The sequence below is a fragment of the Teichococcus aestuarii genome (assembly GCF_003116135.1).
Classification (GTDB): domain Bacteria; phylum Pseudomonadota; class Alphaproteobacteria; order Acetobacterales; family Acetobacteraceae; genus Pseudoroseomonas; species Pseudoroseomonas aestuarii.
The window spans coordinates 84465-102321 of sequence record NZ_PDOA01000014.1 but is presented as its reverse complement, the minus strand read 5'-3'; the positions used below and the strand labels follow the sequence as shown (position 1 = coordinate 102321).

At 72.3% G+C, this 17857-nt stretch carries 13 protein-coding genes; 5 read left to right on the top strand and 8 right to left on the bottom strand.

From position 1 onward, the window contains the following. Positions 1–190: 190 nt before the first annotated feature. The 3 genes from CR165_RS17985 to CR165_RS17975 are packed head-to-tail and all read right to left on the bottom strand — an operon-like array spanning position 191 to position 3663. Positions 191–1012: an ABC transporter permease gene (locus CR165_RS17985; protein WP_109518318.1), complete on the bottom strand. Its 822-nt coding sequence runs from the start codon at positions 1010–1012 to the stop codon at positions 191–193. Further along, on the bottom strand, positions 1009–1944 hold the full coding sequence (locus CR165_RS17980; protein WP_109518317.1) for an ABC transporter permease: 936 nt from the start codon (positions 1942–1944) through the stop codon (positions 1009–1011). Before CR165_RS17980 ends, CR165_RS17985 begins: the two co-directional genes overlap by 4 nt. A gap of 24 nt (positions 1945–1968) precedes the next feature. Further along, the gene (locus CR165_RS17975) at positions 1969–3663 is read right to left on the bottom strand and encodes a peptide ABC transporter substrate-binding protein (RefSeq protein WP_109518316.1); all 1695 of its coding nucleotides are present in this window, start codon (positions 3661–3663) and stop codon (positions 1969–1971) included. A gap of 159 nt (positions 3664–3822) precedes the next feature. Here CR165_RS17975 and CR165_RS17970 point away from each other — a divergent pair, with 159 nt between their 5' ends. Then, a complete protein-coding gene (locus CR165_RS17970; RefSeq protein ID WP_109518315.1) occupies positions 3823–4236 on the top strand; it encodes a DUF4345 domain-containing protein in 414 nt (137 codons plus the stop codon). 135 nt (positions 4237–4371) lie between these two features. On the opposite strand, the gene CR165_RS17965 is transcribed toward CR165_RS17970, so the two are convergent. Next, on the bottom strand, positions 4372–5043 hold the full coding sequence (locus CR165_RS17965; RefSeq protein WP_181378220.1) for an IclR family transcriptional regulator: 672 nt from the start codon (positions 5041–5043) through the stop codon (positions 4372–4374). A 62-nt stretch (positions 5044–5105) separates the two neighbouring features. On the opposite strand from CR165_RS17965, the gene CR165_RS17960 reads away from it, so the two are divergent. The 3 genes from CR165_RS17960 to CR165_RS17950 are packed head-to-tail and all read left to right on the top strand — an operon-like array spanning position 5106 to position 8022. Continuing rightward, positions 5106–6299, top strand: a complete 1194-nt coding sequence (locus tag CR165_RS17960) for a CaiB/BaiF CoA transferase family protein (RefSeq protein ID WP_109518313.1) — start codon at positions 5106–5108, stop codon at positions 6297–6299. After that, the gene (locus CR165_RS17955) at positions 6296–7237 is read left to right on the top strand and encodes a hydroxymethylglutaryl-CoA lyase (protein ID WP_109518312.1); all 942 of its coding nucleotides are present in this window, start codon (positions 6296–6298) and stop codon (positions 7235–7237) included. Before CR165_RS17960 ends, CR165_RS17955 begins: the two co-directional genes overlap by 4 nt. Before the next feature lie 44 nt (positions 7238–7281). Beyond that, positions 7282–8022: a tetratricopeptide repeat protein gene (locus tag CR165_RS17950; protein WP_109518311.1), complete on the top strand. Its 741-nt coding sequence runs from the start codon at positions 7282–7284 to the stop codon at positions 8020–8022. A 106-nt stretch (positions 8023–8128) separates the two neighbouring features. On the opposite strand, the gene cydC is transcribed toward CR165_RS17950, so the two are convergent. Both cydC and cydD read right to left on the bottom strand, forming a co-directional pair. Next, the gene (gene cydC, locus CR165_RS17945) at positions 8129–9784 is read right to left on the bottom strand and encodes a thiol reductant ABC exporter subunit CydC (RefSeq protein ID WP_109518333.1); all 1656 of its coding nucleotides are present in this window, start codon (positions 9782–9784) and stop codon (positions 8129–8131) included. A 5-nt stretch (positions 9785–9789) separates the two neighbouring features. Further along, positions 9790–11469 carry a thiol reductant ABC exporter subunit CydD gene (cydD, locus tag CR165_RS17940; RefSeq protein WP_109518310.1) on the bottom strand — a complete coding sequence of 560 codons (1680 nt, stop codon included), beginning with the start codon at positions 11467–11469 and terminating at the stop codon, positions 9790–9792. A gap of 106 nt (positions 11470–11575) precedes the next feature. Between cydD and CR165_RS17935 the strand changes: the two genes are divergently transcribed. After that, a complete protein-coding gene (locus CR165_RS17935) occupies positions 11576–12481 on the top strand; it encodes a polysaccharide deacetylase family protein (RefSeq protein ID WP_109518309.1) in 906 nt (301 codons plus the stop codon). A 44-nt stretch (positions 12482–12525) separates the two neighbouring features. Here the strand turns inward: CR165_RS17935 and fzlA are convergent, their stop codons facing one another. Next, positions 12526–13194 carry an FtsZ-binding protein FzlA gene (gene fzlA / locus CR165_RS17930; RefSeq protein ID WP_109518308.1) on the bottom strand — a complete coding sequence of 223 codons (669 nt, stop codon included), beginning with the start codon at positions 13192–13194 and terminating at the stop codon, positions 12526–12528. 125 nt (positions 13195–13319) lie between these two features. Further along, on the bottom strand, positions 13320–17855 hold the full coding sequence (gene gltB, locus CR165_RS17925) for a glutamate synthase large subunit (protein ID WP_109518307.1): 4536 nt from the start codon (positions 17853–17855) through the stop codon (positions 13320–13322). Between the last annotated feature and the right edge of the window lie 2 nt (positions 17856–17857).

Genomic DNA, 17857 nt, shown 5'->3' with positions numbered 1-17857 from the left:
ACCGTGAGGCCTGGCCGCCTCGATCAGCGGCTCCCACACCGCCCAGGTCGCATCCGTGAGAAGCTGCTCGTCCTTGCCCTTCGCCATACCCAAAACATGGGAGTAGCATTCAAGCTCTAACAGGCCTTAACCGATGGCGCACCGCCAAACTGACAAAAGTTTTTTGGTTCTTTTTTCCAAAAAAGAACCCTTACTTCCTTGCCACCCCATCCGCCACCAGCGCACAGGCCGCCACCGCCAGAAGGATGGCCAACCCTGGCCACACGGCGGCGAGCGGCGCGGCGAACACCGCCTCCTGCGCATTGGCCAGCATGTTGCCCCAGGAGGGCACGGGCGGCTGGATGCCGAGGCCGAGGAAGCTCAGCACGCTCTCGGCCAGGATGGCGCCGGCCACGGCGAGCGCGCTCGCCACCGCCACCGGCGCGGCGAGGCCGGGCAGCACGTGCCGCCACAGCACGCCCGCCTCCGTCACGCCCAGCGCGCGGGCGGCACGCACATAGTCGCTCGCCAGCAGGGTGAGCGCCGTGGCCCGCGCCAGCCGCGCCACCCCCACCCAGCCGAACAGCACCAGGATGGCGGTGATGCGCAGCATGTCGGTGGCGAGCGCACCGCGCGGCAGGCCGAGCGCCGCCGGGTCCACTGCCGCCAGCAGCACCAGGATCGGCAGGGCCGGCAGGGCCAGCAGCCCGTCGGCGAGCCGCATCAGCGCCGCATCCACCCAGCCGCCGCGCCAGGCGGCCAGCAGCCCGAGAGCGGTGCCCAGCACCGCCGCCGCCAGCGCCGCCGCCACCCCGACGCCGAGCGACACCCGCGCCCCGTAGAGCAGCCGCAGCAGCAGGTCCCGCCCCAGCTCGTCCGCCCCGAGCGGGTACTCGGCCGAGGGCGGCGCGTAGCGGGCGAAGAGGTCGGGCGCGAAGGCATCGCGCCCCATCCAGCCTTCCAGCAGGGGCGCGGAGAGGGCGGCCAGCGCCAGCAGCGCCAGCAGCAGGAGGCCGAGGCGGAGGCGCGTCATCGTTCCTCGATCCGCGGGTCGAGCCAGCGCTGCGCGAGGTCGGCGGCCAGCGTCGCCAGCATCGTCACCAGCGCCACCAGCAGCAGGGCCAGCAGGGCGAGGTTGTAGTCGTTGCCCATCACCGCATCGTAGAGCAGCTTGCCCATGCCGGGGCGGGCGAAGACCGTCTCCGTCACCAGCGCGCCGGAGACGAGGGCGCCGGCATCCAGCGCCAGCAGGGTCAGCAGCGGCACGGCGGCGTTGGGCAGGGCATGGCGCCACAGGATGCGCCCCTCCCCCGCCCCGCGCGCCCGGGCGCTGGTGATGAAGGGGCGGTGCAGCTCGGCCGAGAGGGCGGCGGCGGCGTGGCGCGCATAGGCGGCCATCTGCCCGAAGGCGATGGTGGCCACCGGCAGCACCAGGAAGGGCCATCCCGCCTCGCCCGGCTGCGGCGCGCCGCCCGCTGGCAGCCAGCCCAGCCCGACGGCGAACAGGATGATGAGCAATATGCCCAGCCAGAAGCCCGGTATGGCCTGGCCCAGCAGCGCCACGGCATCGACGAAGGGCGCTGTTCGCGGCCGCAGCGCGGCGAGGCCCCCGAGCGCCACCCCCGCCAGCGCCGCCAGCCCCACCGCGCTGCCCACCAGCACCAGGGTGGAGCGGAGCGCGGGCCACAGCACATCGGCCACCGGCTGGGCGTAGAGGCGGGAATAGCCCAGCTCGCCGCGCAGCAGCGCACCGGCCCAGGCGAGGTACCGGGCGATCAGCGGCTGGTCCAGCCCGTGCAGGGCGCGCAGCCGGGCGGCATCCTCCGCCGTCAGCCGCGGGTCCGAGACCAGGGCGAGCGAGGCCGGGTCCCCCGGCATCAGCCCGATGGCGAACCACGCCGCCAGCGAGAGCAGCACCAGGGTCAGCGCGATCTGCGGCAGGCGCAGCGCGATGATTCTCAGCATGTGGGCCTCAGCATGGGGCGAGGCTCACCGCACCCGCCATTCGCTCACCCAGAGGGAGGAATAGTTCTGGTGGCCGGTGGGGCGCACCCCCTCCAGCCAGCGCGGCCAGACATGCGCGTCCGAGCGGTGCCAGAGCGGCAGGGCCGGCAGGTCGGTGGCGATGCGGCGCTGCAATTCGGACCACAGCGGGCGGCGCGCCTCCGGCTCCAGCGTGACGGGGATCGCCTCGATCAGCCGGTCCACCTCGGCGTCGCGGTAGCCGGTGTAGTTCTGGCCGGACCAGTTGCGCTCGGGGCGCGGGATCTCGTCGGAATGGAAGGTGCTGCGCGGCACGTTCTCCGGGCTGCTGATCCAGGCGAAGAGCGCCAGCCCGCCGAAGCGCCGCTTGCTCACCGTCTCGCCGAAGAAGATGCGCGGCGGCTCGTTGCGGATGCGCGCCTCGACGCCCACGGCCTTCCACATGCCGGCCAGGATCTGCTGCACCTGCTCCCGCGACCGGTTGCCGGCGGTGGTCATGAATTCGAGCGAGAGACGCTCGCCGGCGGCGTTGCGGCGGATGCCGTCCGCGCCCGGGCGCCAGCCGGCCTCCTCCAGCAGGGCGGCGGCGCGGGCGGGGTCGAAGGGGTATTTCGGCAGGCCGGGATCATACATCCGGTCGCGCGGATGGACGCCGCCATCGGCCACGGGCTGGCGCCCCTCATAGAGCCGCTCGACGATCTGCTTGCGGTCGGCGGCCAGCAGCAGGGCCTGGCGCAGGCGCCGGTCGGCGAGGATCGGGTTGTCCAGGTTGAGGTCGATATGCTCGTAGGTCAGGCCGGGGGTGAAGGCGAAGCGGAAGCGCTCGCCCGTGCGCTTCTGCAAGGCCAGCGCCTGCTCCAGTGGCAGTCCCAGCTCCCCCGCGATCATGTCGAGCTGCCCGGCGAGGAGCTGTGCCTCCAGCGCGGCGGTGTTCTCCACCGTGCGGATGGCGATGCGGTCGAAGGCCGGGCGCGTGCCCGCCCAATGGGCGTTGCGTTCCAGCGTGACGCCGGCGCCGGGCTGCACGGCACCGATGCGGTAGGGGCCGTTCCAGAGGCCAGGGTTGGTGGTCTCGGTGTCGTAGGCGGTGCGGTTGCGGTAGCCCTGGCGGTCCGCCTCCCAGCGCGGCCGTTCGATGCGCGCCGGCAGCGGCTGGAAGTCGCCCAGCGCGGCGAAGTCGTAGGTCACCTTGTCCAGCCGCAGCGTGACGGTGCGCGGATCCTCGACGATCAGCTCATAGGCCGAGCGGTAGAACTCGGCGGGGCCGAAGCCGGTCTCGAAGGCGCGCCCCGCCTCCCAGGCGAAGCGGAGATCCTCGGCGCTGACGGGCGTGCCGTCGGCCCATGCCTCTCCTTCGCGCAGGCGGTAGGTCAGGCGCAGGCCGGGCTTGCCGTCGGGCGTCGTCTCCCGCACCGCATCGCCATTCTCGAGGCTCGGCAGCCGCTCGCAGGCGAGGCAGGTGAGTGCCCAGTCGGCATCGTAGGCGGTGACGGGGCGGCGGACGAAGCCCAGGATGTAGGCCTTGGCCGCCATGTTCTCGATGTTGGGGTGGAAGGTGCCGGGATACTGGTTGATGCCGATGGTCAGTTGCGGCCGCGTGGCGGGCGGGCCGGCGGGCACCTGCGCCTGGGCCGGCGCCACGGCCAGGGGCGCGGCCAGCGCCGCCAGGGTCATCAGGATGCCACGCCCGCCATCGCCCATCCGGCCACTCCCGCTTCGTCTCGCCGCGCGGCAACCGGGGACGGCGCCGCTGCCTTCTGCCTAGAGCATGATCGGCCGGGGTGGAATCACTGAAAGCGTGACTCGTGCGGCACGCCCACCCCTGCCTCCCCCAACCCCGGCCCGGAACCGCAAGCCTCCATGACCTCCCGCCATCACCGTATGCTGTTGCGCGCCGCCGTGGCGCTGGGCGGCGTGGTGCCCGTCACCGCCGGCCTCACCGGGCTGCTCTTCGGGCTCGACATGCTCCCGGCCTCGGAGGCGCCGCCCATGCTGCGCGCCGTGGCGCTGGACAGCCACTACCGCTACCTCTCCGGCCTGCTGCTCGGCATCGGGCTGGGCTTCTGGAGCACGCTCTCACGCATCGAGGAGCAGGGCCCGCGCTTCCGGCTGCTGACCGTCATCGTGGTGCTGGGCGGGCTCGGCCGGTTGCTGGGCCTGGCGGTGCAGGGCACGCCGCCCGGCGCCATGCTGTTCGGCCTCGGCATGGAACTGGTGGTGACGCCGCTGCTCTGCCTCTGGCAATGGAGCGTCGCGCGTATGGAACGGGATTAATTTCAGGCATCTTCTTTTTCTGAAGAAAAAGAAGCAAAAAGACTTTTCGAGTCTGGCGGTTCATTGGCCGATGGCGCACCGCCAAACTGACAAAAGTTTTTTGGTTCTTTTTTTCCAAAAAAGAACCCTTCTCTTTCACCCTCCCAACAGCGCCGTCAGCCCCGCCGCCTCGCGCCGCACCGCCTCCTCCAGCGGCGCGCGGTAGCGGGCCTCGCGCAGCCGTGTCGCGGTGCCGGAGAGGCAGAGTGCGCCGAGCAGCAGCCCCTGGCTGCCACGCACCGGCGCGGCGATCGCCGCAAGCTCCGGGTCCCGCTCGCCGATGGTGACGGAAAGCCCTTCCGCCGCGCCGCTCAGCACATGGCCGGCGGCGCCGCGGTAGAGCGGCAGCAGCGTGCCGGGCGGGAGCTGGTCCCGCACCGCGTGCCGGCCTTCCTCGCGCAGCAGGCAGAGCCGCGCCTCGCCCTCGCGGATGTAGAAGCTGGCGCTCTCCCCCGTCTCCGCCACCAGCCGGCGCAGCACCGGCGGCACCGTCTCGCGCAGCAGGGCGGTGCCGCCCTCGGCGCGCAGCCCGAGCGTCACCAGCGCCGGGCCCAGCCGCCAGCGTGCCTCCGGCCCCGGCCGCACCAGCATCCGCGCCCGCTCCAGCGAGGCGATCAGCCGCAGCAGCGTGCTCTTGTAGAGGCCGGTGCGGCGGGAAAGCTCCGCCAGGGTCAGCCCCGCATCGCCTGGCTCGAAGGCGAAGAGGATGGACAGGGCACGATCCACCGCGCCCACCCCCTCGGCGGGCGCATCCGGCTTGACCGGCATGCGGGGTTTCTCCATGCTTACAGACAGAACGCCATTCTGTCTGACGGAACGAAGCCGTGTCAATGAACACCCTCCCCCTGGCCGGCCTGCGGGTGCTGGATTTCGGCCACACCGTGATGGGCCCCACCTGCGGCGTCGTGCTGGCCGACCTCGGCGCCGAGGTCATCCGCATCGAGCCGCCGGAGGGCGACCGCACGCGGCGGCTGGGCGGCTTCGGCACCGGCTTCTTCGGCACCTACAACCGCAACAAGGCCAGCTTGGCGCTGGACCTGAAGGACAAGCGCGGCAAGGCGGTGCTGGAGCGCCTCGTCCCCACCGCCGACGTGCTGGTGGAGAACTTCGCCCCCGGCACGATGGAGCGGCTGGGCCTGGGCTGGGAGCATCTCCGCACCCTCAACCCGCGCCTGGTCTACTGCGCGCTGAAGGGCTACCTGCCCGGCCCCTATGAGGACCTGCCGGCGCTGGACGAGGTGGTGCAGATGCAGGGCGGCCTGGCCCACATGACCGGCCTGCCCGGCCGCCCGCTGCGCGCCGGCACCTCGGTGGTGGACATCATGGGCGGCGTGTTCGGCGTCGTCGGCATCCTCGCCGCGCTGCGGCAGCGGGAAGCGACGGGCGAAGGGCAGAAGGTGCAGGCCGCGCTGTTCGAGAGCGTGGCCTTCATGGTGGGGCAGCACATGGCGGCGGGCGCCATCGCCGGCAGCCGCGTGCCGCCGATGACGGCGCGGCGCATCACCTGGGCCATCTACGACGTCTTCACCGCCGCCGACGGGCAGGTCTTCGTCGGCGTCACCAGCGACCAGCACTGGCAGCGCCTCTGCGCGCAGTTCGGGCTGGAGGCGCTGGGCGCCGACCCGTCGCTGGCCACCAACGGCCAGCGCGTCGCCGCCCGCGACCGCATCATGCCGGAACTCGAAAGAATATTCGGCGCGATGACGGTGGCGGAGGTGCTGGAGCGCTGCCGGGCCGCCCGCATTCCCTGCGCCCCCGTCGCCCACCCGGAAGACCTGTTCGATGACCCGCACCTCGCCGCCAGCGGCATCATGGGCGAGACGGCGCTCTCCGACACGCTGCGCGCCGCCCTGCCGATGACGCCGCTGCGCTTCGAGACCGCCGGCATCACCCTGCGGCAGCAGCCGCCACGCATCGGCGAAGGGGGGGCGGCGGTGCTGGCGGGGCTCGGCCTTTCGGAGGAGGAGATCGCCACGCTGCGCGGCGCGGGCGTGCTGACGCTGCCGGAGGAGAACATCGCATGAGCCTGCCCCCCCGCATCGAGATCCGCGAGGAAGGCCCGCGCGAGGGCTTCCAGTTCGAGAAGGGCGAGATCCCGACCGACCGCAAGGTGGCGCTGATCCAGGCCCTGGCCGGGACCGGGCTGAAGCGCATCCAGACCGTCTCCTTCGTCGATCCGCGCCGGGTGCCGGGCATGGCCGATGCGGAAGCCGTCTGCCAGGCGCTGCGGCCGCCGCCGGGCGTCGCCTTCGGCGCGCTGTGGCTGAACGCCAAGGGCTTCCTGCGCGCCCTGGTGGCGCCCAACCTGACCATCGACGGCAGCGTCTCCGTCTCCGCCTCCGAGGTGTTCGGCAAGCGCAACCAGAACCGCGACCGCGAGCAGGACCTCGCCGCCGCCGCCGCGCTGATGGCGCTCTACGCCGAGAACAACATCCCCTTCGCCCGCGCCACGGTGATGGCCGCCTTCGGCTGCAACTTCCAGGGCGAGGTGCCGGTGAGCGCGGTGACCGACCGCATCGCCGCCATCCTGGCGCTGGCGGGGGGCGTGGGGCTGCCGCCGCCCGTCATCTCGCTGGCCGACACCATGGCCTGGGCCACGCCGCGCCGCATCGCCACCGTGGTCGGCGCGGTGCGGGAGAAGTGGCCGGAGCTGGAGTTGTCCCTGCACCTGCACGACACGCGCGGCATGGCCATGGTCAATGCCTGGGAGGGGATGCGCCTCGGCGTGGCGCGCTTCGATGCCGCCATCGCCGGGCTGGGCGGCTGCCCCTTCGCCAGGCATGCCGGGGCGGCGGGCAACATCTGCACCGAGGACCTGGCGCTGCTCTGCGCGGAATCCGGCATCGAGACAGGGCTGGACCTGGAGAAGCTGATCGAGGCCGGGCGGCTGGCGGAGGATGTCGTCGGCCATCCGCTGCCGGGCCGGGTGAAGCAGGGCGGGATGCTGCGCGCCCTGGCCTGACACAGTCAGTTGCGAGACGCTCGCAACAACGCTAGAGGGCGGGCATGTCCATCCCGCTCTCCGCCGTGCGCGAGGCCAGCGCCGAACAGCTCGAGGCCGCCTTCAACGGACCACCCGAGGAGGCCGCCCGCTGGATCGCCGCCGCCGCCCGCGCCGGCATGCTGGAGGCGCAGATCCTCTACGGGCAGATCCTGCTTGAAGGCCGCGGCGTGGCGGAAGACCGGCACGCCGCGCTCGGCTGGTTCCAGGCCGCCGCCCGTGCCGGCAGCCTGAAGGGCCTCACCATGGTCGGGCGCTGCCACGAGCTGGGCTGGGGCACGCCGGTCGACCGGGCGCGCGCCACGGCGCTCTACCGGGAGGCAGCGGAGAAGGGCTACGACTGGGCGCAGTACAACCTCGCCAGCCTGATGGCGCAGGAAGGCGACCGCGCCGGGGCGCTGGCCTGGTTCCGCCGCGCTGCCGCGCAGGAGCACGCCAAGGCGATGACCGTTCTCGGCCGCTTCCTGGAGGAAGGCTGGGAGACGCCGCGCGGCCCCGCCGCCGCCCGCGCCCTCTACGCCCGCGCCGCCGCCCTGGGCGATTTCCGCGCGCAGTTCAACCTGGGCACGCTGGCGACGGCGGCGGGCGACATTCCCGCCGCGCTGCGCTGGTTCGAGGCCGCCGCCGCGCAGGGCTCACCGGGCTTCCTCGGCAAGATGGCGATGATGCTGCTGGCGCGGCCGGAAGCGGAGTTGCGGGCGCTGGGGTTGAGAATTGAGAAGTCGGTAAAAAGGGTTTCTTTTTGAAAAAAGAACCAAAAACTTTTTGTCAGTTTGGCGGAGCGCCAGCGGCAAGCAATCCTCCAAACTGACAAAGTCTTTTTGCTTCTTTTTCTTCAGAAAAAGAAGAAGATCACCCCATCGCCGGCAGCGCGCGGCCACCGACGAGGCGCAGGATACGCGTCGGCCGCTCCACCCCCATCAGCCGGTGCGCGATGAGGATGACGCTGCGGCCCTCCGTGGCGCTCTCCAGCGTCTCCAGGAAGGCGCGCTCGGCGGTGGGATCCAGCCCGGCGCCAGGCTCGTCGAGGATCAGGATGTCGGCCGGGGCCAGCAGGGCGCGGGCCAGGGCGAGCCGCCGCCCCTGCCCGCCCGAGAAACGCGCACCGCCCTCGCCACAGCGCGTCTCCAGCCCCTCAGGGAGGGCGCGCACCACATCGGCCACGCCGGCACGCTCCAGCGCCCGCCACAGCGCCGCGTCATCCGCCTCCGGCGCGGCGAGGCGGAGATTGGCGGCGATGCTGTCATCGAACAGCCGGGCATCCTGCGTCAGGCAGGCGATGCGGGCACGCACCGTATCGGCGGAGAGGGTGGCGATGTCGGCACCGCCGATCAGCAGGCGGCCCTCCTGCGGCGCCGCCAGCTTCAGCAGCAGCGAGGCCAGGGTGGACTTGCCGGCGCCGGAAGGGCCGAGCAGCGCCAGCCGCCCGCCTTCCGGCAGGTCGAAGGAAAGGTCCTCGAAGACCGGCGCGCGGTCCGCCGCCCAGGCGAAGCGCACGCCCTCGGCGCGCAGCGCGTGGCCGCTCGGGGCCTCGGCGGGGTGTTCCGGCTCGGCCACGGGGGGCGGCGTATCGGCGGCCTCGAAAAGCCGGTGGGCGCTGGCGCCGGCGGCGGCGAGCGCGGTGCCGGCGCGCGGCAGGGCGGCGAGAACCTCGCCCGCCGCCAGCGCCAGGAACAGGCCGATGATGGTGGCGCCCACCGCGCCGGGGCCACCCGCCAGGCCATAGCCCAGCGCGCCAAGCAGCGCCGCCTGCGCCAGCAGGCTGCCCGTGGCGCCGCCCCAGGCGGAACGGCGGGAAAGCCGGTCCTGCGTGGCGGCCAGGGCGCGGCCGGCCTCGTCGAGCCGGGCGGCGGCGCGTGGCTCGGCATTGGCGGCCAGCGTGTCCTCCAGCCCCAGCAGCGGGTCCACCGCGGCGGCGCGCAGGCCGCCCTGGGCCTCGGCCACGCGGCCGGCGGCGCGGGCGGCGCCGGGGGCCAGCAGCGGCGGCAGCAGCAGGGCCAACGCCAGCGGCAGCGCCACGATGGCGGCCAGCGCCGGCTCGGCGGCGCCCAGCAGCACCGCCACCGCCAGCACCACCGCGATGGCGGCGGTGCCCGGCACCAGGGCGCGCAGGTACAGCCCGTCCAGCGCCTCGACATCGGAGACGAGGCGGCCCAGCAGGTCGCCGGCGCCGCGCAGACCGAGGCCGGCGGGCAGGCGCTCGGCCAGCCGGCGGAAGAACCAGATGCGGGTGTCGGCCAGGGCGCGGAAGGTGGCGGAATGGGTGACCAGCCGCTCCAGGTAGCGGGCGCCGGGGCGCAGCACCATCAGCGGCCGCAGCAGCAGCAGCGAGCCGATGGCGGCGCCGGTCAGCGCGCCGGTCCGCAGCCCCTCGGAGACGCCGCGCCCGGCGAAGGCCAGCAGCGCCACCCCCGCCAGCGCCGCCAGCACGGCCATGGCCACGCCGGCCAGCAGCCAGGCGCGGCGCGCCCCCCACAGGCCGAGCACACGGGTCAGGTCCTGCCGCATGGCGCTCACTCCCCGGCCATCCGGGAGAGGATGGCGCGGCCCTGCTCGAGTTCCAGTGCGCGGCTGAAGCGGGCGCGCAGCGCCGGCGAATGGGTGGCGATGATGGCGGTGCGCCCGGCACAGAGGCGGCGCAGGCTGTCCAGCACCTGCGCCTCCGTGCCGGGGTCCAGATGCGCGGTGGGCTCGTCGAGCAGCACCAGCGGCGTGTTGCGCAGGAAGGCGCGGGCGATGGCCACGCGCTGCGCCTGCCCGCCGGAGAGGCCATAGCCCCCCTCGCCCACCAGCGTGTCCAGCCCCTCGGGCAGGGCCGTGGCGAATTCCGTGACATGCGCGGCGCGGGCGGCCGCCTCCACCTCGGCCGGCGTGGCCTCGGGGCGGGCGAGCAGGATGTTCTCGCGGATGCTGGCGCGGAACAGGTGCGCCTTCTGCCCGACATAGGCGGAGAGGCGGCGCAGCTCGGCCGGGCGCAGCGTGGTGGCGTCCCGCCCGTTCAGCGCGATGCGCCCGCCATCGGGGGCGCGGAAGCCCATCAGCAGCCGCAGCACGGAGGACTTGCCGGAGCCGGAGGGGCCGGCCAGCACCAGCGCCTCGCCCGGCAGCACGCGGAAGGAGAGGTCGGTCAGGGCCGGGCCGCGCGCCGGGTCGTAGGTCAGGCCGACATGCTCGAAGGTGACCACCACGCTGGGCGGGATCTCCGCCAGTTGCAGCCCGTCCTCCTCATCCGGCCCGTCCAGCAGCGGGGCCAGGGCGGCGGCGGCGCCGTTGGCCGACATGCGCTCGTGATAGGCGGCGGAGAAGGCGCGCAGCGGCGCGAAGAAGCCCGGCACCATCAGCAGGCAGAACAGCGCCGCCTGCGGGTCCGGGTGGCCGCCCACCAGCAGGTTGCCGTGCCGCCAGGCGAGGCAGCCCAGCACCGCGGCGAAGATCACCTCCAGCACCAGGCCGGAGAGGAAGGCCACGCGCAGCACGCGCATGGTGCGGCGGCGCAGTTCGTCGGCGGCGGCGCCGAGGGACTGCGCCTCGGCCTCCTGCCGGCGGAACAGCACGAGTTGCGGCAGGCCGCGCATGCGGTCGAGGAAGCGCCCCGAGAGCGCCTGCAGCGCGTCGAACTGCTGCCGGCTGGCCAGGGCGGCGCCGATGCCGGTCAGCGCCATGCCCACCGGCACCATGGCGCCGGCGGCGAACAGGATCACGCCGCTCAGCGGGTCCTCGGTGGCGACGGCGACGGCGATCAGCAGCGGCCCGGCGGCGGCCAGCGCCGCGGCGGGCAGCCAGCGGGAGAAATAGCCGTCCAGCGCCTCGATGCGGTCCACCACCAGGGCGGCGCGCTCGCCCACCGGGCGCTCATCGGCGGGGCCGGCGCGCAGCAGGCGCGCGAAGGCGCGGCGGCGCAGCCCGGCGCGGGCGCTGGCGCCGGCATCGGCCTGGGCGCGCTCCTGCGCCACGGTGAGGCCGGTGGCGAGCAGCGCCAGCGAGGCGGCGCCGGCCAGCTCGGCCCATCCGCCATCGCCATGGCCGAGCAGCGCGGCCAGCACGGTGGCGATCAGCCAGGCCTGGGCGATGCCGCAGGCGATCGAGGCAAGGCCGAGCAGGATGGGTCGCGCCAGCCGCGCCCGGCCCGCACGGGCGGTCGCGGAGAGCAGGGCGCGGGCCCGGGCCGCCTCGGCCGGCGGGGGCTTGGACATGGCCGGGTTCTAGCGGTTTTCACGCGCAGGGGGAACCGTGCAGGCATGTGGCCTGCCCCTTGCTAGGCGGGGCTGTGTTTTGCTGTGCTTTTGCGGAGTCGATTCCATGCTGCCCAGCCACGGCCGCTACGACTACCACCCCTGGCGCGGCCGCCCCGCCTATGCCTGGCCGGGAGAGAGGCGGCTGGCGGTGTATCTCGGCCTCAACCTGGAGCACTTCGCCTTCGGCCAGGGGCTGGGGGCGGAGCTGGCGCCCGGCCCCAATGGCGGCGGCGGCCCGCAGCCGGACGTGCTGAACTATGCCTGGCGGGACTATGGCAACCGCGTCGGCGCCTGGCGGATGCTCGACATGCTGGACGAGCTTTCGCTGCCCGCCACCGTGCTGCTGAACAGCGCGATGTATGATTACGCGCCGCAGCTCGTCGCCGCCCACCGCGCGCGGGGCGACGAAATCGCCGGCCATGGCCGCACCAACAGCGAGCGGCAGAACACCCTGGGCGAAGCCGCCGAGGCGCTGCTGATCGCGGAGGCCACCGCCGCCATCGCCGCCGCCGAGGGGGCGCCGCCGCGCGGCTGGCTCTCCCCCTGGATCGCCGAGAGCGCCTTCACCCCGGACCTGCTGGCCGAGGCCGGCTACCGCTACACGCTGAACTGGTGCGCCGACGACCAGCCCATCTGGATGCGCACCCAGGCGGGGCGGCTGCTCGCCATCCCCTACCCGCAGGAGGTGAACGACATTCCCGCCATCGTCGCCCGCAAGGACGGGGCGGAGCAGTTCGCGGCGATGATCGTGGCCGATTTCGAGGAAAGGCTGCGGCAGGTGGCGCGGGAAGGACAGCCGCAGGTGATGGGCATCGCGCTCCACCCCTACCTGGTCGGGCAGCCCTACCGGCTGCGGGCGCTGCGCGGGGCGCTGGAGCGGATCGTGGCGGAGCGGGACGAGGTCTGGATCACCACCGCCGGCGGCATCCTCGACCATGTGCTGACACTGCCCGAGGGGGTGGTGCCCTGAGGCGGCGCCGGGGGGGGAGGAAGCCCCTCCCCCGGCGCTGTTCCTCAGAAGTCGAGGTCGGCGTAGTGGACGGGCGGGTTCACGCCGCTCACCCGGTCGGCCAGCAGCGAGCGGAAGGCGGGGCGGGACTTCACCCGGGCATACCAGTCCTTGGCGCTCTCGTTCAGCGACCAGTCGAGGTCGCCGATATAGTCCAGCGTCGAGAGATGCGCGGCGGCGGCGAGGTCGGCCAGGGAGAGAGCGTTGCCGGCCAGCCAGAGCCGCGTCTCGGCCAGCCAGCCGAGATAGTCCAAATGCGGCTTGAGGTTGGCGTAGCCGGCGCGGATCGCCGCCGCATCCGGGTTGCCGCGGCCGAGCAGCCGCTTCATCTGCTTCTCGTAGAGCAGGTTCTCCGTCACCTCGCGGGCGAACTTGCCGTCGAACCAGGCGACGAGGCGGCGCACCTCCGCCCGCTCCCCCAGCGTCCGGCCAAGCAGCGGCAGGTCCGGATAGGCCTCGTCCAGATACTCGCAGATGGCGTAGCTGTCGGCCAGGACGAGGCCGTTCTCCTCCTCCAGCACCGGCACGGTGCAGGCCGGGTTCAGGTGCAGGAATTCCTCCCGCCGCTCCCAGACCCGCTCGACCCGCAGCTCGAACGGAATGCGCTTCTCACTCAGGACCAGACGCACTTTGCGCGCATAGGGGGAGAGAGGCAGATGGTAGAGGATTCGCATGCACCGCGCCGGAACTGGAAGGGGCGGCGCTTATCGCACGCCGCCCCCCCTGCCGCAAAGATGGTACTCACGAAATCGTGAGCTCGCAACCGGCCTTTCAGCCGCCGGTCACGCAATCTTGGCCATTATTCCGCCGCGATCGCCACGGCCTCCATCGGCTGCGGCAGGTAGCGGGCATATTCCTTGGGCACCACCTGCCAGAAATGGCCACGCTCGCTGTCCCAGTCGTTCAGCAGCCGCGCCGCGTGGCGGGAGCCGGTCTCGGCCGCGTGGCGGGCGATGAGCGCCTGCAGCACGCCCTCCCAATGGGCCGAGCCGAGGCGGCGCCAGAGCAGCGTGTCCGGGTTCAGGCGCTGCTCGAAGGTGCCATCCGCGTCGTAGACGAAGGCCTGGCCGCCGGTGAAGCCGGCGCCGAAATTGTCGCCCACGCTGCCGAGGATGACCACCACGCCACCGGTCATGTACTCGCAGCCATTGGCGCCGACGCCCTCGACCACCGCCGTGGCGCCGGAGTTGCGGACGGCGAAGCGCTCCCCCGCCTGGCCGGCGGCGAAGAACTCGCCCGCCGTCGCGCCATAGAGGCAGGTATTGCCGACGATGGCGTTCTCGTTCCAGACCAGCGGCGAGGAGGGCGCCGGCCGCACCACGATGGTGCCGCCCGAGAGGCCCTTGCCCACATAGTCGTTGGCGTCGCCCAGCACCTCGAGCTTCAGCCCGCGCACGGCGAAGGCGCCGAGCGACTGCCCGGCCGAGCCGCGCAGCCGCACCGTCAGGTGTCCCGCCTGCAGCCCCTCCATGCCGAACTTGCGGACGATCTTGCTGCTGATCTTGGTGCCGATGGCGCGGTGCGTGTTGCGGATGTTGTAGGCGAGCTGCATCTTCTCGCCCCGCTCGAACAGCGCGGCCGCGTCGCGGATCATGTCGGCGTCCAGCGTCTCCGGCACCTCGTTGCGGCCCTCCAGCGTGCAGTGGCGCGCATAGGGGCCGGCATCGGCCTGCACCAGCAGCGGGTTGAGGTCGAGGTCGTCGAGGTCCTCGGCGCCGCGGCTGACCTGCTTCAGCAGGTCGGTGCGTCCGATGACCTCCTCCAGCCGGCGGAAGCCGAGCCCGGCCAGGATCTCGCGGATCTCCTCGGCGATGAAGGAGAACAGGTTGATGACCTTCTCCGGCGTCCCCTCGAACTTCTGCCGCAGCGCCTCGTCCTGGGTGCAGACGCCGACGGGGCAGGTGTTGGAGTGGCACTGCCGCACCATGATGCAGCCCATCGCCACCAGCGAGGCGGTGCCGATGCCGAATTCCTCGGCGCCCAGCATGGCGGCGATCACCACGTCGCGCCCCGTCTTGAGGCCGCCATCGGTGCGCAGCTTCACCCGGTGGCGCAGCCGGTTGAGCAGCAGCACCTGGTGCGTCTCGGACAGCCCCATCTCCCAGGGCAGGCCGGCATACTTGATCGAGGAGACCGGCGAGGCGCCGGTGCCGCCCGAATGGCCGGAAACCAGGATGGCATCCGCCTTGGCCTTCGCCACCCCCGCCGCGATGGTGCCGATGCCCGAGCGGCTGACCAGCTTCACGCAGACCGTCGCCTCGGGGTTGATCTGCTTCAGGTCGTAGATGAGCTGCGCCAGATCCTCGATCGAGTAGATGTCGTGGTGCGGCGGCGGGCTGATCAGGGTGACGCCCGGGGTGGCGTGGCGCAGCTTCGCGATGATGCCGGAGACCTTGAAGCCGGGCAGCTGCCCGCCCTCGCCGGGCTTGGCGCCCTGCGCCACCTTGATCTCGATCTCCTTGCAGTTGTTCAGGTACTCGGCGGTGACGCCGAAGCGGCCCGAGGCGATCTGCTTGATGGCGGAGTTGGCGTTGTCGCCATTGGCGCGCGGCCGGGCGCGGGCCGCGTCCTCGCCGCCCTCGCCGGAATCCGAGCGGGCGCCGATGCGGTTCATGGCGATGGAGAGCGTCTCATGCGCCTCGGGGCTCAGCGCGCCGAGCGAGATGCCGGGCGCAACGAGGCGCTTGCGGATCTCGGTGATGCTCTCCACCTCCTCGATGGCGATGGGCCTGCGCGTCTCGGCGCGGAAGTCGAGCAGGTCGCGCAGCGCCACGGGCGGCAGCTTGCGCACCGCGTCCGAGTAGCGCTTGAAGGTCTGGTAGCTGTCCGTCTCCACCGCGTGCTGCATCATGTGGATCAGGCTGCCCTCGAAGGCGTGCGCCTCGCCGCGGCGGCGCAGCTTGTAGAGCCCGCCCACCGAGAGCACCGGCGTGTCGCCGCTCCAGGCCTTGCCGTGCATCGCCAGCACCCGCCGGGCGATGCCCGAGAGGCCGATGCCCGAGATGCGGCTCTGCATGCCGGGGAAGAACTCGCCCACCAGCGCGCGGGAGAGGCCGATCGCCTCGAAGTTCATGCCGCCGCGATAGGAGGAGAGGACGGAGATGCCGATCTTGGACATGATCTTGAGCAGCCCCTTGTCCACCGCCTTGCGGTAGGAGGCCACGCAGTCCTTCAGCGACTTCTGCCCGAACAGGCCGCGGCGGTGCCGGTCGGCGATGCTCTCCTGCGCCAGGTAGGCGTTCACCGTGGTGGCGCCGGCGCCGATCAGGACCGCGAAATAGTGCACGTCCATGCACTCGCCGGCCCGCACGTTCAGGCTGGTGAAGGTGCGGAGGGAGTGGCGCACCAGATGCGTGTGCACCGCACCCACCGCCAGGATCATCGGGATGGCGGCGCGCTCGGGGCCCTGCTTCTCATCGGTGAGGATGACATGGGCGCAGCCGGAGCGGACCCCCTCCTCCGCCTCGCGGCGGATGCGCTCGAGCGCGCGGCGCAGCCCGGCCTCGCCCTCCGCCACGGGGAAGGTGCTGTCCACCTCGCAGGCGGTGTCGCCCATGTAGCCGCGCATCGCCGCGAACTCGGCGTTGGAGAGCACGGGGCTGTCCAGCATCAGCATGTCGCACTGGGTCGGGTCCTCGTCGAGGATGTTGCCCAGGTTGCCGAGGCGGGTCTTGATCGTCATCACCCGCGTCTCGCGCAGGCTGTCGATCGGCGGGTTGGTCACCTGCGCGAAGGTCTGCCGGAAGTAGTGGTGCAGGCCGCGATAGTGGTTGGAGAGCACGGCGATGGGCGTGTCGTCGCCCATCGAGCCGATCGCCTCGGCCGCCTCCTCCGCCATCGGGTGCAGGATGGTCTCGAGGTCCTCCAGCGTCACGCCCATGGCGAGCTGGCGGCGGCGCAGCGCCTCGCCGGAGAGCGCCGGCGCCTCGTCCACCTCGGCACGCACGATGTCGTCGATGCGGGTGGTGCGGTTCACCCAGTCGCCGAAGGGGTGGCGGGCGGCCATCAGGTCCTTCAGCGCGGTGTCGCCATAGAAGCGCGCCTCGTCGAGATCGACGGCGATGCACTGGCCGGGGCCGACGCGGCCCTTGGCGACGATCTCGCTCTCCGCCACCTTCACCATGCCGGTCTCGGAGCCGACGATCAGCAGCCGGTCGCTGGTGACGGTGTAGCGGATCGGGCGCAGCCCGTTGCGGTCGAGGCCGGCGATGGCCCAGCGCCCATCGGTGGCGCACACCGCCGCCGGGCCGTCCCACGGCTCCATCACCGCGTTGCAGTACATGAACAGGTCGCGGTGCGCCGCCGGCATGGTGGCGTTGCTGCCGATGCTCTCGGGGATCAGCATGGCCTTGGCCATCGGCGCGTCGCGCCCGCCGCGCACCAGCAGCTCGAAGACGTTGTCGAGCGTGGCGGTGTCGGAGCCGCCCGCCTGCACCACCGGCTTGATGTCCTCCATGAAGGGGTCGAGCAGGCTGTGGGCGAGCCGCGTCTCGTGGCTCTTCATCCAGTTGATGTTGCCGTGGACGGTGTTGATCTCACCGTTGTGGGCCAGCATCCGGAAGGGCTGGGCGAGGCGCCAGGTGGGAAACGTGTTCGTCGAGTAGCGCTGATGGTAGATGGCGAAGCGGCTGACGAAGCGCTCGTCCAGCAGGTCGGGGTAGAAGTCGGTCAGGTTCTCGGCGAGGAACATGCCCTTGTAGATGATCGAGCGGGCGGAGAGGCTGCACAGGTACAGCTCCGGCACCTGGGCCAGCAGGGCCTGCTTCTCGATCCGGCGGCGGATGACGTAGAGGTCGCGCTCCATCGTCGCGATGTCGCGCTGCTCCGGGTCGTAGATCAGGATCTGCTCGATCTCGGGCCGCGTGGCGTTGGCCTTCTCGCCGATGCAGGAGACATCGATCGGCACCTGGCGCCAGCCATAGATGCTGTAGCCGGCGTTGAGGATCTCGGTCTCGACGATCTGGCGGCAGCGCTCCTGCGCCGAGAGGTCGGTCTTCGGCAGGAAGACCTGGCCCACCGCGATGCGGCCCGGGCGCAGCCGGTCGCCGCCGCGCTCCACCACCTCGGCGAAGAAATCCTGCGGGATCTCGATATGGATGCCGGCGCCGTCGCCGGTCTTGCCGTCGGCGTCCACGGCGCCGCGGTGCCAGACGGCCTTCAGCGCGTCGATGCCGGCCTGCACCACGTCGCGCCGCGGCTTGCCGTCGAGCGCCGCGACAAGGCCGACGCCGCAGGCATCGTGCTCCATGACGTCCACATGCGCGCTGCCGGAGAGCAGCGCGGCGTTGCGGGCATAGGTCTCGGCGAAGGCCTCGCCGTTCTCGAACTGGGTCATGT